The following is a 14408-nucleotide window of genomic DNA, read 5'->3' on the forward strand; positions in this document are numbered from 1 at the left end:
GAGGAGATTCATGGCGCACAGGGAACACCGCTATGCCGTCCGGCTCGACTGGACCGGCAATCTCGGCACCGGCACCTCGTCCTACCGGGCCTACAGCCGCGACCACACGCTGAGCGCCGGGACCAAGCCGGCGATCCCCGCCACTTCCGACGCGGCCTTCCGCGGCGATCCGGCACGCTGGAACCCGGAGGAGATGCTGGTCGGCGCCCTGTCCTCCTGCCACCAGCTCTGGTACCTGCATCTCTGCTCGGCCGCCGGGATCGTCGTCACCGGCTACAGCGACGACGCAGACGGCGAGATGGAGGAGGAGGCCGACGGCGGCGGCCAGTTCACCGCCGTCGTCCTGCGCCCGCGGGTGACGCTGGCGCCGGGATCCGACGCCGCCAAGGCGCTGGCCCTGCACCACGAGGCGGCGGAGAAATGCTTCATCGCCCGGTCCGTCAATTTCCCGGTTCGGCACGAACCGGCGGTGGAGGTCGAGGGAGAAATGGGGGAGAGGCGGCCGGCGATGAGCGCTGACTCCCTGCCCTCGCAAAACGCCCTGCCGGTCCTCGACGCCGTCGCCGGCCGGCGCAGCATCCGCGCCTTTTTGGCCACGCCGGTGGAGCGGGAGACGGTGCGGCACATCCTCGACCTCGCCGCCCGCGCGCCGAGCGGCTCCAACATCCAGCCCTGGAAGGTCCACGCCATTGCCGGTGAGGCGCGCGCCGCCCTGTCGGCGGAGCTGCTGGCCGCCCATGAGGCCGGGGAGCCGGAGGTGCCGGAATATCCCTATTACCCCGAAACCTGGCGGGAGCCCTATCTGGGCCGCCGGCGGGCGGTGGGCTGGGCGCTCTACGGCTCCATCGGCATCGGCAAGGGCGACCGCGATCGGATGGCGCGCCAGCATGGCCGGAACTGGCTGTTCTTCGGCGCGCCGGTCGGGCTGTTCTTCAGCATCGACCGCGACATGGGCAAGGGGGCGTGGCTCGACCTCGGCATGTTCATGCAGAACGTGATGATCGTCGCCCGCGGCTTCGGGCTGGAGACCTGCCCCCAGGCCGCCTTCTGCTACCGCCACGCCATCACTGCGCGGCACCTGGGCCTGCCCGACACGGAGATCATCGCCAGCGGCATGGCGCTGGGCTTCGCAGACTGGTCGGCACCGGAAAACAATTTCCCGACGGAGCGCGAACCGGCCGAGGGCTTCACCCGCTTCACCGGATTCTGAGCGCGGCGTCCTTAGCAGGGTGCGGGAAAACCATTTTGCTGCTGCGGTCGGGTTCTTTCCGGCAATCTCGCGTCAAGACCTTGCAAGATACCACCAGTATCTTGCTTCGGCCTTTCCTAATCTTGCCGAAAAGCCCCTCCCTCGCGACGCAAAAGCCTTTTTCCGCACCCTGTTAGAGCGTCACGAACCCGTGGGGCGCCGCCGCGGACGGCGCGCAGGGCGACAGCATGCCGGCGACGAAGGCGGCGGTCTGAACCAGCACGCGCGGCGAGAAGGGCTTGACGATGTAGCCCAGCCCGACGCCGCCGGCCTGCGCCTTGTTGGGCGGGTTGCCGGTGGCGAAGACGCAAGCGATCCCCATCGCCTTCAAGGCGCGGGCGACGTCGAGCCCGTTCGAGCCGTTGGCCAGCTTGATGTCGACGAAGGCCATGTCCGGCCTCTCCTGCCCGGCAAGGGCGAGAGCGGTCGGCAGATCATCGGCGATTCCCGTCACCGCATGGCCGGCCGACTGCAAAGTCAGCGACACGCCCTCGGCGATCAGGAATTCATCCTCTATGATCAGTATCTTCATTGTTCTTCTTATAAATTCTGCGCGTCGGCCGGGAGGATCACGCCTGGGTTGGAGTGTGCGGCTTCATCGGGAAAGTTAAAAGGAAACGCGTCCCCGGTGTCAAACGTTCGATCTCCAGATGCCCCCTCAATTGCCGCGTAAGATTGCGGACCGTGTTCAGGCCGAAGCCGCCGCCACCGCCGCTCGCGACCCCCTCCGGCAGGCCGATGCCGTCGTCGGCAACGTCGATGCGGACCTCGTTCCCCGCCACCGCCATATCCACCGTGACCCTGCCGCGCCGCCCGTCGGGAAAGGCGTGCTTGTAGCTGTTGGTCAGCAGCTCGTTGACGATCAGCGCCACCGGCACCGCGGTGTCGACCGGCGCCGACAGCGGCGTGCCCGCCGCCATGGTCATCGCCGGTTCGGCACTGCCGGTGAGCGGGACGGCGTTTTCGGCGATGCTGCGGATCAGGTCGGTCAGTTCGACGGTGTCGTACACCGCCCCCTCGCCATAGAGGCGGCGATGGACCTCGGCGATCGCCAGCACGCGGCTGCTGCTGTCCAGCAATTCCTGCCGCACCTCGTCGCTGCGATGCCGCATCGCCTGGGTCCGCAACAGGTTGGCGACGATCTGCAAGGAGTTCTTGACCCGGTGGTTGACCTCGTCCAGCAGGATCCTGTTCTCCTGCAACGTCGCGGCCAGCGCCTCCCCTTCCGCCCGCTCGGCCTGGTAATCCCGCTCCATCCGCCGGACGGTGGAGAAGCAGAGCCAGCCGGTGACGGTGACGAAGACGGCCCCATAGGCAATCGTCAGCAACTCCAGGATGGTGGCATGCCGGCTGCGCCGGGCGAGCAGCAGGTCCTCCTCCGCCCGCATGGTGGCGGTCAGGCGCCGGATCGCGGCCATCGTGGAGGCGCCTTTTCCCTCGCGGATGGTCGCCAGCGCCTGCTCCAGCCCTTCGTCGGTGACCTGCCGCAGAACCCCGGCTATCTGGTCCAGCCTGTCGGCGGTCAGGGCGCGCAGGGCCTTCACCTTGTCCTGCTGCACCGGGTTGTCGGCGGTCAGCGTCCCGATGCTATCCAGCAACCGGTGGCTGCGCTCCCTCCCCTCCTCGTAGGCAGCGAGATGAATGGGGTCCGGCAACAGCAGGTATCCGCGCTGGCCGGATTCGGTGTCGGACAGGGTGGATTGCAACTCCTCGACGGCGGAGATGACCTCGTGCGTGTGGTCGACCCAGTCGATGGCACGGCGATATTCGATGAAGACGGCGACGAGCAGCAGGAAGCCGACGAACAGGCCGCCAAGCAGCAGCGCCGATAGTCTGGCGGCACGGGCGCGCACCATCCGGCGCGCAAGGCTGGCATCCGTCCTGTTGGGCATGGGTTGTCCCCGCTTTACGCCGTCACTCACCTCTCCGAACAGTTCGGACAGTCTGGATCTTCATCTGTCCGGAGCATTGACGTGAATCAAGAAAAACTGCGCCGGCGAAGGATTGCGGGGGGATTGTGGGGTGCGCCCCATGCCACGGTCAGCCACTCAACGCCGCCGCCAGCGTATCGTGCAGGCGGCCGGGCTGGATCGGCTTGTGCAGCAACGCGCATTGGGCGCCGGCCGCCTCCCGCAGCCGGTCCGCCGAGGTGTCGCCGGTCAGCAGCACGCCGGGAATGTCGCGCGACAGGCGGCGGCGGACCATGTCCATCACCATCAGCCCCGTCGTCCCTTCCGGCAGGCGGTAATCGGCCAGGATCAGGTCGGGCTCCTCCCCCGACTCGATCAGGTCGCCCAGCAGCTGCTCCGCCTCCGCCCCGCTGCCGGCCTCCGCAACGCGATAGTTCCAATCCTCCAGCATCAGGACCAGCGCCATGCGGATGACGGCGTCGTCCTCCACCAGCATGACCAGCCGCCCGGCCTTGTCGTCGGTCCCGCTGCGGCCGGCGCTGCCGGACCGGTCGGTCATGTCCGGCCTGGTTTCGGTCAGGGGCAGGCTGACGGTGAAACGGCTGCCGCGGCCCAGCGAGGAGGTCACGTCGATGGTGCCGCCCAGCATGGTGACCAGCCGCTTGGCGATGCTGAGCCCCAGCCCCAGCCCTTCACGCCGGTCGCGGGCGGCGTTGCCGACCTGGTAGAAGTCCTGGAAGATGCGGTCGATGTGCTGGTCGGCGATGCCGATGCCGGTGTCCCACACCTCGATCTGCACATGGTCGCCGCGCTGCCGCGCCCCGATCAGCACCCGCCCGCCGGGTGCGAAATGCAGCGCATTGGTCAGCAGGGCGCGCAGCACCCGCTCCAGCAGCCGCGGATCGGTGCGCGTGGTCAGAGGCGGCGCCACCAGACGCAGGGCCTGCCCCGCCTTCTCGGCCGCGGATACGAATTCCCCATGCAGCCGGGCCAGCAGGGCGGCGATGTCGACCGTTTCCGGATTGGGGGCGACCAGCCCGGCTTCCAGCTTGGAGATGTCGAGCATCCCGTCCAGCATGCCGCCCAGCCCGCCGAGCGAGGACTGGATCTGCTCCGCCATCCGCCGGGCGCCGGGGGCAAGCAATTCCTTCATCAGCAGGTCGGAGAGCAGCATCAGGGCCTGCACCGGCTGGCGCAGATCGTGGCTCGCCGCCGCCAGGAAGCGCTCGCGCGCATCCAGCGCCACGTTCAGCTCGCGCTCCAGCGCCTTCACCGCGGTGATGTCGGCGACGCTGGACACCACAGCCTCGACATGGCCGGCCGGATCGGCGACCGGGCGGCTCGACACCCGCAGCCAGCGGGTGGGGGAAGTCGCCTCCTCCCCCTCGACCACGCCGATGATGCGCTCGACCACCGGCTTGCCGCTGCGCGCCGCTTCCGCCGCGGGGGGCAGCCCATGCAGCCGGTTGCCGTTGGCGTCGATGAAGCGGCGGCCGGCGGTGGTCGGGACAATGGTGGCCGGGGCGGTGGCCGGCGCCAGCAGCCCGTCCGCCCGGCTCTCTGCCTTGCCCTCCGCATCGAAGGCCGCCGCCATCGGGTCGAGCAGGGCGCCGGCGGGGCCGTCCAGCAGCCGCTCGGCCATGGCATTGGCCAGCAGGCTGCGGCCATCGACCGCGGTCATCGCCAGCGCATCGTGCAGCGACTGCACCAGCACCCGGTGCCGCCGCTCGCTGAGGTTCAGCGCCGCTTCGGCGGTGCGCCGCGCGGTGACGTCGCGGAAGGCGACGACGGCTCCCTGAATGCGCTCCTGCATCGGGGCGAGGCGCATGCCGGACGCCAGCATGGGGGAGATGGTGACCTCCACCAGCAGCGTCCCGCCATTCTCCCGGCGGAGCTTCTCGCAGGTGACGCTGCGCGGCCGGCCGTCGGTCAGCGACAGGGCCAGCGCACGGGCCGCCCCGCCCGCCGGGGATGCCGCCGGGTCCGTTTCGCCGACCGGCAGCCCGGTTACGGCCTCCGCCGGTCCGGCAAACAGGTCGGAGGGAGGGCGGCCGATCAGGTCGAGGTCGAGATGGCCGGTCATGGCCGTCGCCGCGGCGTTGACGAAGCGGATGCGGCCGTCGGCGTCCACTCCCAGGATGCCGTCGCCGACCGACTGGAGGATGTGGTGATAGTCGGCGCGCGCCCGCTCGGCATCGTCGCGGGCCTGCTGCACCTCGCGAAGCCAGGCGTTGCGTTCGGTCAGGTCGGTGATGGTCAGCAGCACGTCGCCGCGGTCGCTGTCGTCCAGCGTCACCCGGCGGGCGTCGGTCAACCCGTCGATGATCGTGCCCTGCGGCCCGAGATAGCGGAACTCCTGCCGGACCCACTCGCCATGGTCGCGCAGCCGGGCGAGCGCGGTGAACAGCCGGCCATGGTCGACGCTGTCGAGCAGCAGGGTCAGCGGGCGGCCCTTCAGCCGCAGCATCGGCAGGCCGAACTGCCGTTCGGCGGCGGCGTTGGCCTCGCCGACGATGCCGGCGGCGTTCACCGCCAGGCAGGCCAGCGGCACCGACTGGAAAAGCTGGAGATATTGCAGGCGGGACGCCTCCAGCGCCTGCTGGGCGCCGCGCAGTTCCTCGTTCTGGATCTCAAGCTCGGCCTGATGGACATACAGCTCGTGCAGCAGTTCCTTCATCGAGGTGGCGGTGACGTCCGTCGCCTCGAACGTCCCGCCGTTGAGAATGGTTTCGGCACGGCGGCGCAGTCGGCCGGAGGAATCCTCGCTCATTCGTCGCCCCCGTCGCCCTTACCAGCATTGTCGAACTGCAATTCCATCAGCTTGCGGTTGGTTATGTTGATGTGGCTGACGACGATGCCGCCGTCTTGGTCGTTCAGGCGGGTGGCGTGCATCAGGAACCAGCGTTGTTCATCGGGCGAATGGCAGGGATATTCGACGGAGAAATCATCGGCCTCGCCGTCCAGGATGCGGCGCAGCCCGTCATGCACCGCGCGGGCGATGCTGTCCGTCGACGCCGCCTCCGGGTTGAGGCAGACATCGAGATAGTTGGTGCCGACGCCGCAGCGCTCGGTCGCCGGGGCGCCGTTGCGCTGGGCGAAACCGCGCCAGGCGGCATTCACCATGACGATCCGGCCGTCGTGGTCGGTCACGGCGATGTGTTCCGGCAGGCTGTCCAGCACCTTTTGCAACCGCTCCTGCGCCTGCTTGGTCTCCGTCACGTCGACGAAGGTCACCACCACGCCGCCGATCTGGCTCTTGTCGGTCAGGTAGGGCAGGATGCGGGTCAGCACCCAGCGGCCGTCATAGACCCGGACATGGCGTTCCACCGCCTCCTGCCCGTCGAACACCTTGCGGATGTCGGCGAGGAAGTCGGGATAGTCGATGTTGGTGGACAGATGCGCGATGGACCGGCCGATGTCGCGCGGGATGATGTTGATGAAGCCGGCCGCCGCCGGGGTGAAGCGGCGGATGACGAAGTCGCCGTCCAGAAACACCGTGCCGATCTCGGTCGAGCGCAGCAGGTTGTCCAAGTCGTTGGTGATCTCGGTCAGCTCCTCCACCTTCGCCTGATATTCGGCGTTGACCGAGTAAAGCTCCTCGTTGACCGATTGCAGCTCTTCGTTGGTGCTCTGCAACTCTTCGTTCGAGGCCAGCAGCTCTTCGTTGGTGGCCTGCAATTCCTCGTTGGCGGTTTCCAGCTCCTCGATGGTCGCCTGGAGATTCTCGCCGCGCGACAGCAGCTCCTGCTCCAGGCCGCGGATGCGCTCGGCGGCGTCGGCATTCAGGTCGAAGTCGGAATCGGGAACCGACAGCGGCAGCATGTTGGCCCGGTCCAGCACCACCAGGGCGAAGCGGCGCCCGGTCTTGCGCGCGACATAGGGCTGGACCCGCAGGCTAAGCGCCGCCACCCCCTCGCGGTCCTTGACCGGGATGTTGGACAGCGCGAACTCCTCGCCGGAGCGGAAGGCGCGGTTGAGTGCCGTGCCCGTCACCATGGCGACCGAGGAGGGCAGCAGCTTCAGCACGTTCAGCGTCGCCTCGCCCGCCGGCACCTTCAGCAGGGACGACGCGTCGCCGAAGACATGCATGATGGTCATCTGTTCGTTGACCAGCAGGCAGGGCGGCACATAGGCCTTCATCAACGCGCCGATGGCCTCGTCGATGACCGCCCCTTCCTCCATGCCATGGCTTACGGCGTCCTCGCCATGGCGGGCCAGCGGGGCCGCCACCGTCGGCACCAGCAGGCGCGACAGCCGGAAGGAGCCGGCGCGCAGGCTCTGGAACACCTTGTTGCGGCTGTCGACGGTGTGGAAATCGGACTGGAGGTCGCCCAGCGTCTCGCTGGTGCCGAGGAACAGGAAGCCGCTCTGGCGCAGGGCGTACTGGAACAGGCTGAGGACCTTCCGCTGCAACGGCTGGTCCATATAGATCAGCAGGTTGCGGCAGCTCAGCAGGTCGATCTTGGTGAAGGGCGGGTCGCGCATGATGTTGTGGGCGGCGAACACCACCATGCGGCGGATGTCGCGCGACACCACGTAGCTGTCGCCGCGCGCGGTGAAGAAGCGGCTCAGCCGCTCCTGCGACACGTCCTCGGCAATCGCGCGCGGATACTCGCCCAGGCTGGCGATCTCGATGCTGTCCTGGTCGATGTCGGTGGCGAAGATCTTGACGTCGAAGCTGCGCCCCAGCTTTTCCTGCGCCTCGGCGAACAGGATGGCGATGGAATAGGCCTCCTCCCCGCTGGCGCAGCCGCAGACCCAGACGCGGACCATGTCGGTCGGGCTGCGGTTGGCGAGCAGGCTGGGGATCACCCGGTCGGCCAGGACGCGGAAGGCCGCCTCGTCCCGGAAGAAGCGGGTGACGCCGATCAGCATCTCCTTGTAGAGGTTGACCGTCTCGGCGCTGTTCCGCCGCAGCAGGGCGGCATACTCGTCCATCGACTCCAGGCCGGCGCCCTGCATCCGCCGCTCGATCCGCCGCAGCAGGGTGGCGAGCTTGTAATGCGAGAAATCGACGCCGGTGACGGAGCGGATGACCGCGATGATCTGGGCCAGCGGGTCGTCGCCGTCCTCGCGCCGCTGGCGCGGCGGCATCGGGCGGGCGCGGGCCAGGGTCTTGCGCGCATGCTCGATCAGGCGGGCCGGCAGAGCGTCCGGCGCCAGGGTGGCGTCGATCTGTCCGGTGGCCAGCGCGCTGCGCGGCATGCCGTCGAACTGGGCGGTCTCCGGCTGCTGGACCGCGGTGAAGCCGCCGGCCGACTTGATCGCCATCAGGCCGCGCGTGCCGTCCGATCCGGTCCCCGACAGGATCAGGCCGATGGCGAACGGCCCCTGGTCGCGGGCGAGCGCGGTCAGGAAGATGTCGATCGGCAGGCTCATGCCGCCGCCGGCATCCTTGGCGGTCAGCCGCAGCCGGCCATCCTCGATGCTCAGATGCTTGCCCGGCGGCAGCAGATAGACGGTGTTGCGCTGGACCGGAACGCCGTCGGTCGCCTGCACCACATCCATGGCGGTGTGCTTCGCCAGCAGGTCGACCATCAGGCTCTTGTGCACCGGCGACAGGTGCTGGACCACGACATAGGCGAGGTCGCTGTCGCCGGGCACCGCGTCGAAGAAGCGCTGCAACGCCTCCAGCCCGCCGGCCGAGGCGCCGATGCCGACGATGCAGCAGGCCGGCTCCGGCGGCGCGCCGGTCTCCGCCGGAACGCCCGCTTCCGCCGGAACGCCCCCTGCGTCTGCATCGGGCGATGCGGCGGGCGTCGGGTCAGGATGCGTGGCGGGCGTATCCGTTGGCACGGTGATAAACGAGTCCTTCTGGCGTCGGCCTGCCGGTTGTCTGTGCAAGCCAGACCCTGCCTATATCCAACGCATTTGATTTGGTCAACTTGACTGTCGCAGGCCATCGTTCTTCGACATTGTGCATTTAACTGGAATGTCCATATCTTTCCATCGATTTGACTTTGGTTTTATAACGAATGTATCGTGTCTAAAGCATTGCTCCGGCACGCCGGCTCACCAGTCCGCACCGAATGCCGGAAAGCCGGGGATGGGGTTGGGACGGGGGACCTGACGCGCGCGAAATTCCTGCTATGTTTGCTGCCCCGGGGCGTCGCATCCTGGGGCGTCAATGGCATGCAAGGCAGCGGGAACGGGTCATGAGTTTCACCTCGATCTATCGCCACGGCTTCGCGCGGGTGGCCGCCTGCACCACGCGCAGCACCCCCGCCGACCCGACGGCCAATGCCGCGGCGGTGCTGGAGGCGGCGCGCGCCTGTCACGAAAAGTCGGTGGCGGTGGCGCTGTTCCCCGAACTCGCGCTGTCCGGCTACGCCATCGACGATCTGCTGATGCAGGACCCGCTGATCGACGCGGTGGAGCAGGCGATCCTCGATCTGGTGCAGGCGTCGGCCGGGCTGATGCCGCTGCTGCTGGTGGGGGCGCCGCTGCTGTATGACGGGCGGCTCTACAACACGGCGGTGGCGATCCACCGCGGCGAGCTGCTGGGCGTGGTGCCGAAGCAGCATCTGCCGAACTACCGGGAATTCTACGAACGCCGCCAGTTCGCGTCGGGCGCCGGCACCGAAGGCGGGACCATCCGCATCGGCGACCTGACCGCTCCCTTCGGCCCCGACCTGCTGTTCTCCGCCGAGGACCAGCCCGGTCTGGTCGTCCATGCCGAGATCTGCGAGGACCTGTGGGTTCCGGCCCCGCCCAGCACCATGGCGGCGCTGGCCGGCGCGACGGTCCTCGCCAACCTGTCGGCCAGCAACATCACCATCGGCAAGTCGGACACCCGCCGGCTGCTGGCGAAGTCGCAGTCGGCGCGCTGCCTAGCGGCCTATCTCTATTCCTCGGCCGGGACGGGGGAATCGACCACCGACCTCGCCTGGGACGGCCAGACCTCGATCTTCGAGAATGGCGAGAAGCTGGCGGAAACCGACCGCTTCCCCGACGGCTCCCAGATGGCGGTGGCCGACGTCGATCTCGACCTGCTGCGGCAGGAACGGCTGCGCCAGGGCACCTTCGACGACAACCGACGCCTGTACCCCGGCGCCACCGGCGGCTTCCGCACCGTCGCCTTCCGGCTCGACGCGCCGGAGACCGATGTGGGGCTGCTGCGCGTGGTGCCGCGCCTGCCCTTCGTTCCCGCCGCCGCCGAACGGCTGGAACAGGACTGCTACGAGGCCTACAACATCCAGGTCGCCGGCCTTGTGCAGCGGCTGCGCGCCACCGGGATCAGGACGGTGGTGATCGGCGTGTCGGGCGGGCTGGACAGCACCCATGCCCTGATCGTCGCCGCCCGTGCCATGGACCGGCTCGGCCTGCCGCGCACCGGCATCCTCGGCTACACCATGCCGGGATTCGGCACCAGCGAGGGCACCAAGTCCAACGCCTGGAAACTGATGACGGCGCTGGGGGTGACGGCCAGGGAACTCGACATCCGGCCGGCCGCCAACCAGATGCTCAAGGATATGGACCACCCCTACGCCCACGGCGAGGCGGTGTACGACATCACCTTCGAGAATGTGCAGGCCGGCCTGCGCACCGATTACCTGTTCCGCCTCGCCAACCAGCACAACGGCATCGTGCTCGGCACCGGCGACCTGTCGGAGCTGGCGCTGGGCTGGTGCACCTATGGCGTCGGCGACCAGATGTCCCATTACAACGTCAATGCCGGCGTGCCGAAGACGCTGATCCAGCACCTGATCCGCTGGGTCGGCCGCACCGGCCAGTTCCAGCAGGAGGTCTCGGCGACGCTGGACGCCATCCTGAAGACGGAGATCTCGCCGGAGCTGGTGCCGGCCGGTTCCGACAAGGCGCTGCAGAGCTCCGAATCCGTGATCGGACCGTACGATCTGCAGGATTTCACCCTGTTCTACGTGCTGCGCTACGGCTTCCGCCCGTCGAAGATCGCCTTCCTGGCCCGCCATGCTTGGTCCGATGCCGAAAAGGGCGACTGGCCGGAGGGCTATCCGCTGGAGAAGCGCCGCGCCTACAGCCCGGCCGAAATCCGCGACTGGCTGCGGGTGTTCCTGCGCCGTTTCTTCGGGTTCAGCCAGTTCAAGCGCTCGGCCATGCCGAACGGCCCGAAGGTGACCGCCGGCGGCTCGCTGTCGCCGCGCGGCGACTGGCGCGCCCCGTCGGATGGCAACGCCCGCATCTGGCTGGAGGAGCTGGACCGCGAGGTTCCGGCGGAGTGAGCGGACAAAAAAGGCCGGCGCCCCATCGGAGCGCCGGCCTTTCTCCTGTCGGTGGCGATTCCTGATCGTCCGCGATGGCGGTCAGATCGAGATGCGCAGGGACTCGCGGTTGACCGGGGCGGCGTCCGGGGCGGTCATCGGGCGCGGCGGCACGGCGGGGCGCATGCCGGCCGGCGGCTGTCCCGGCGCCGGCGCGGCCTGCGGGGCCTGGGGCGCTTGCGGAGCTGCCGCCTGCGGCGTGCCCGGATGCGGCTGGGTGGCCTGCTGGGCGGCGATGAACTGGCCCTGGGCGGTCAGGCCGCTGGCGACGTTGCGGTTGATGTTGACCAGCGTGTCGATCTTGCCGAAATCCAGGTCGATCAGACGGTTGGTGGTCTCGCGGTCGACCAGCAGCGACAATGCTGCGATGTTGGTGCGGACCTCCGGCGGATGGCCGCAATCCTCCTCCGTGATCGCCGCCTGGAAGATCGTCCACAGGCGCTGATTCAGCTGAAGAGCCTCGCGGTAGGCCTTTTCGTCCTTGGCATGGCTGGCGGCGATGATACGGCGCGCCGCTTCCGCCAGGGCCCAAGCCTCGACGTCGCGCGGATTGTCCGAGGTCGGCTTGTTGGCGTAGGTGGGAGTCGGCTTCATTCCAAACCCTCGGGGGAAAACCCATCCGGTGGGGGCGGACCTGCCCCTTTGCTTCGTCCCGGAAGTGTCGGTTATCCGACCGGCTTTGTCAACGCAACGGGGGTAGTTCGGCCGGCGCGGAGGACCCTGACGCAAACTGGTCACAAGTTCTATGCGTTTCGGAGAGGAGTGAGGCCGCCGTCTCCGCCACCCGGTCCTCGTCGATGCCGTCCATCAGCCCGCGGGCGTTGGGGTCGGCGGTGACGCAGGCCAGCAATTCCGGCTGCGGGACGCTGCTGACCACCACCCGGCCGCGCGGCCCCCAGGGGCCGTAGATGGCGGGATAGCCGGGACCGAACAGCCCGACCGTCGGCACGCCCGCCGCCGCGGCGATGTGCATCAGCCCGCTGTCGTTGCCGACATAGAGCGCCGCCCGCTCCAGGCAGGCGGCGGCGGCCATCGGGTCGGTGCGGCCGGTCAGGTCGATGGCCCGCGGCCCCAGCGCCGCCAGCACCGGCTGCGCCCGTTCCCGCTCCGGCCCGGCTGCCAGCACCGCCACCCGGGCGCCGGCCAGCGGACCGCCCTCCCCGGTCAGGCACAGGGCCAGCCGGGCGAAGCGCTCCGCCGGCCATTCCTTGCCCAGCCAGTTCGCCGTCGGCCCGATGGCGAGGACCGGCCCGGTCCCGGCGGGGATCAGGGCATCGGCCTGCCGCCTCGCCTCCGCGTCGATCCACAGGCGCGGGGCCGGCGGCGGCGACAGGCCCAGCACGGCGGCATTTTCCTCCACCTTGTGCATCGGGCGCGCCGCTTTGGCGTGGAAGACACGGCGCCGCGCCGGCACCAGCCGCCCGACCGCCGAATTGCGCAAGTCCACCACCAGATCCCAGCGCGTGCCGACGCAGTCCAGCCACAGCCGCAGCCAGTGCCGCGCATAGGAGCGCTTCGCCAGCGGGATCAGCCGCTCCAGCCCCGGCACCGACCGGAACAGCGGCGCCGGCAGCGGCCCGCAGGCGACGGTCAGCCGTGCCGCCGGATAGGCGTCGGTCAGGTGGCCGAGCAGCCCGGTCGACAGCACCGCGTCGCCCAGACGGTTGGAGGTGATGAAGAGGATTCGGCTCATGACGCCGACGACCCGGCCCGGCCGGCATCGGGGCCGGCATCAGGACCGGCATGGGGGTCGGCATCGGGCGCGCCCTGCCGGCGTCCCGGACGCAGGCTGAGGCCGCGCGACATCACCCAGAGCGGCGGCAGCAGCATCGCCAGCGGCATGGCGTACATCAGCGGCACGAAGACGGTCGCCTTGCCGGCAAGGCTGGTCAGACCCAGCGCGCCCGCCTGCAACCCCATCACCGCCAGCACGGCGATGGTGACGCGGGAAGACTGGCCGCGCCGGTTGAATTCCCCCGACAGCAGCGCCGACAGCGCCACCAGCGCATAGGTCAGGGCCAGCAGCGGCGAGGAGAAGCGGTGGTGCAGCTCGGCGATCAGGCCGCGGCGCATGCGGTCGTCCTGGGCGGGGACGTTGCCGTCCATCAGCTCCGCCGTCGTGCGCTCGCGCGCGTCGGGCCAGCGGTCCGCCGCCTGCGGCGCCACCGCCTTCAGGTCGACGGCATAGCGGTCGAAGAACAGCTGCGACAGCCGGTTGGTCTTGCGGTCCAGCTCCTGCCGGTTGCCGTCATAGACGACGAAGCGCGTGCCGTCGGGGCCGGTCTGCATCACCGCGCGGTCGCCCATGATCGTCACCGGCTTGTCCGGCTGGCGCCCGTCATGGATCAGCACCTTGTGCAGGTTGCCGTCGGAATCGCGGTCGCGCAGGAAGACGCTGAAGCGGTCGCCGACCTCGTTGAACACGCCCTCGCGCAGGAACAGCTGCGAATAGTCGCTGCGCACGGTGTATTCCATCCGCACCAGCTCGCGGTGGGCGGCCGGGGTGATCCAGATGTTCAGGGTGAAGACGACGGCCATCACCCCCACCGCCAGCGCCAGCGCCGGGGTCGACAGCGAGAAGGGGCCGACGCCGGCCGCGCGCATCACCACCAGCTCGCTGTCCGTCGCCATCTTGTTGTAGGTGAACAGGATGGCCCCGACCAGCGCCAGCGGCAGCACGATGCCGAGGAAGGTCGGCACGGTCAGCAGCAGCAGCCACAGGAACATGCCCATCGGCGCGCCGGCGCTGACCACGATCTCGATCAGGCGCAGGGACTGGCTGAGCCAGATGGTCAGCGTCAGGCCGGCCGTCGAATAGAGCGTGGCGATCAGCAGGTTGCGGAACAGGTACCGTTGCAGTCGGTTCATCGGGGATCGGCCGGGGGCTGTATACGGCCGGCAAGCTGACCGCCCCGGCCCGCCGGGTCAAGTGTTGAAAACCGCGCGCCCCGACACGGGTGCCCCCTCGGACCGGGAAAGCGCTGGCGCCCGCCCGCGCCAGCCGGTATG

At 69.1% G+C, this 14408-nt stretch carries 9 protein-coding genes; 2 read left to right on the plus strand and 7 right to left on the minus strand.

Translation table 11 applies throughout. The features are described 5' to 3' along the window. Positions 1-10: 10 nt before the first annotated feature. Positions 11-1210, plus strand: a complete 1200-nt coding sequence (locus tag ACWPN8_RS27600) for a nitroreductase family protein (RefSeq protein WP_492243075.1) — start codon at positions 11-13, stop codon at positions 1208-1210. Between the two features lie 172 nt (positions 1211-1382). On the opposite strand, the gene ACWPN8_RS27605 is transcribed toward ACWPN8_RS27600, so the two are convergent. The 4 genes from ACWPN8_RS27605 to ACWPN8_RS27620 form a co-directional block, all read right to left on the minus strand. Further along, a complete protein-coding gene (locus tag ACWPN8_RS27605) occupies positions 1383-1781 on the minus strand; it encodes a response regulator (protein WP_109095702.1) in 399 nt (132 codons plus the stop codon). A gap of 37 nt (positions 1782-1818) precedes the next feature. Then, complete coding sequence (locus tag ACWPN8_RS27610; RefSeq protein WP_492243076.1) at positions 1819-3141, minus strand: sensor histidine kinase; 1323 nt, start codon at positions 3139-3141, stop codon at positions 1819-1821. Positions 3142-3289: 148 nt separating this feature from the next. Further along, entirely contained in the window at positions 3290-5929 is a 2640-nt protein-coding gene (locus tag ACWPN8_RS27615; protein ID WP_492243077.1) for a hybrid sensor histidine kinase/response regulator, read from the minus strand. After that, positions 5926-8955 (minus strand): chemotaxis protein CheB, encoded by a 3030-nt coding sequence (locus ACWPN8_RS27620; protein WP_492243078.1) that lies wholly within the window; start codon positions 8953-8955, stop codon positions 5926-5928. Before ACWPN8_RS27620 ends, ACWPN8_RS27615 begins: the two co-directional genes overlap by 4 nt. A gap of 359 nt (positions 8956-9314) precedes the next feature. Here ACWPN8_RS27620 and ACWPN8_RS27625 point away from each other — a divergent pair, with 359 nt between their 5' ends. Next, on the plus strand, positions 9315-11360 hold the full coding sequence (locus tag ACWPN8_RS27625; protein WP_492243079.1) for an NAD(+) synthase: 2046 nt from the start codon (positions 9315-9317) through the stop codon (positions 11358-11360). Positions 11361-11441: 81 nt separating this feature from the next. Here ACWPN8_RS27625 and ACWPN8_RS27630 read toward each other — a convergent pair whose 3' ends face one another. The 3 genes from ACWPN8_RS27630 to lptF all read right to left on the minus strand — a co-directional run bounded on the left by ACWPN8_RS27630 (position 11442) and on the right by lptF (position 14267). After that, on the minus strand, positions 11442-11993 hold the full coding sequence (locus ACWPN8_RS27630; protein ID WP_109095706.1) for a flagellar biosynthesis regulator FlaF: 552 nt from the start codon (positions 11991-11993) through the stop codon (positions 11442-11444). Positions 11994-12081: 88 nt separating this feature from the next. Next, positions 12082-13092, minus strand: coding sequence for a glycosyltransferase family 9 protein (locus ACWPN8_RS27635; protein ID WP_492243080.1), 1011 nt, complete (start codon positions 13090-13092; stop codon positions 12082-12084). Continuing rightward, positions 13089-14267, minus strand: coding sequence for an LPS export ABC transporter permease LptF (gene lptF, locus ACWPN8_RS27640; RefSeq protein ID WP_492243081.1), 1179 nt, complete (start codon positions 14265-14267; stop codon positions 13089-13091). The genes ACWPN8_RS27635 and lptF overlap by 4 nt, the downstream gene beginning before the upstream one ends. Between the last annotated feature and the right edge of the window lie 141 nt (positions 14268-14408).

Source organism: Azospirillum sp. UENF 112521, from assembly GCF_058780665.1.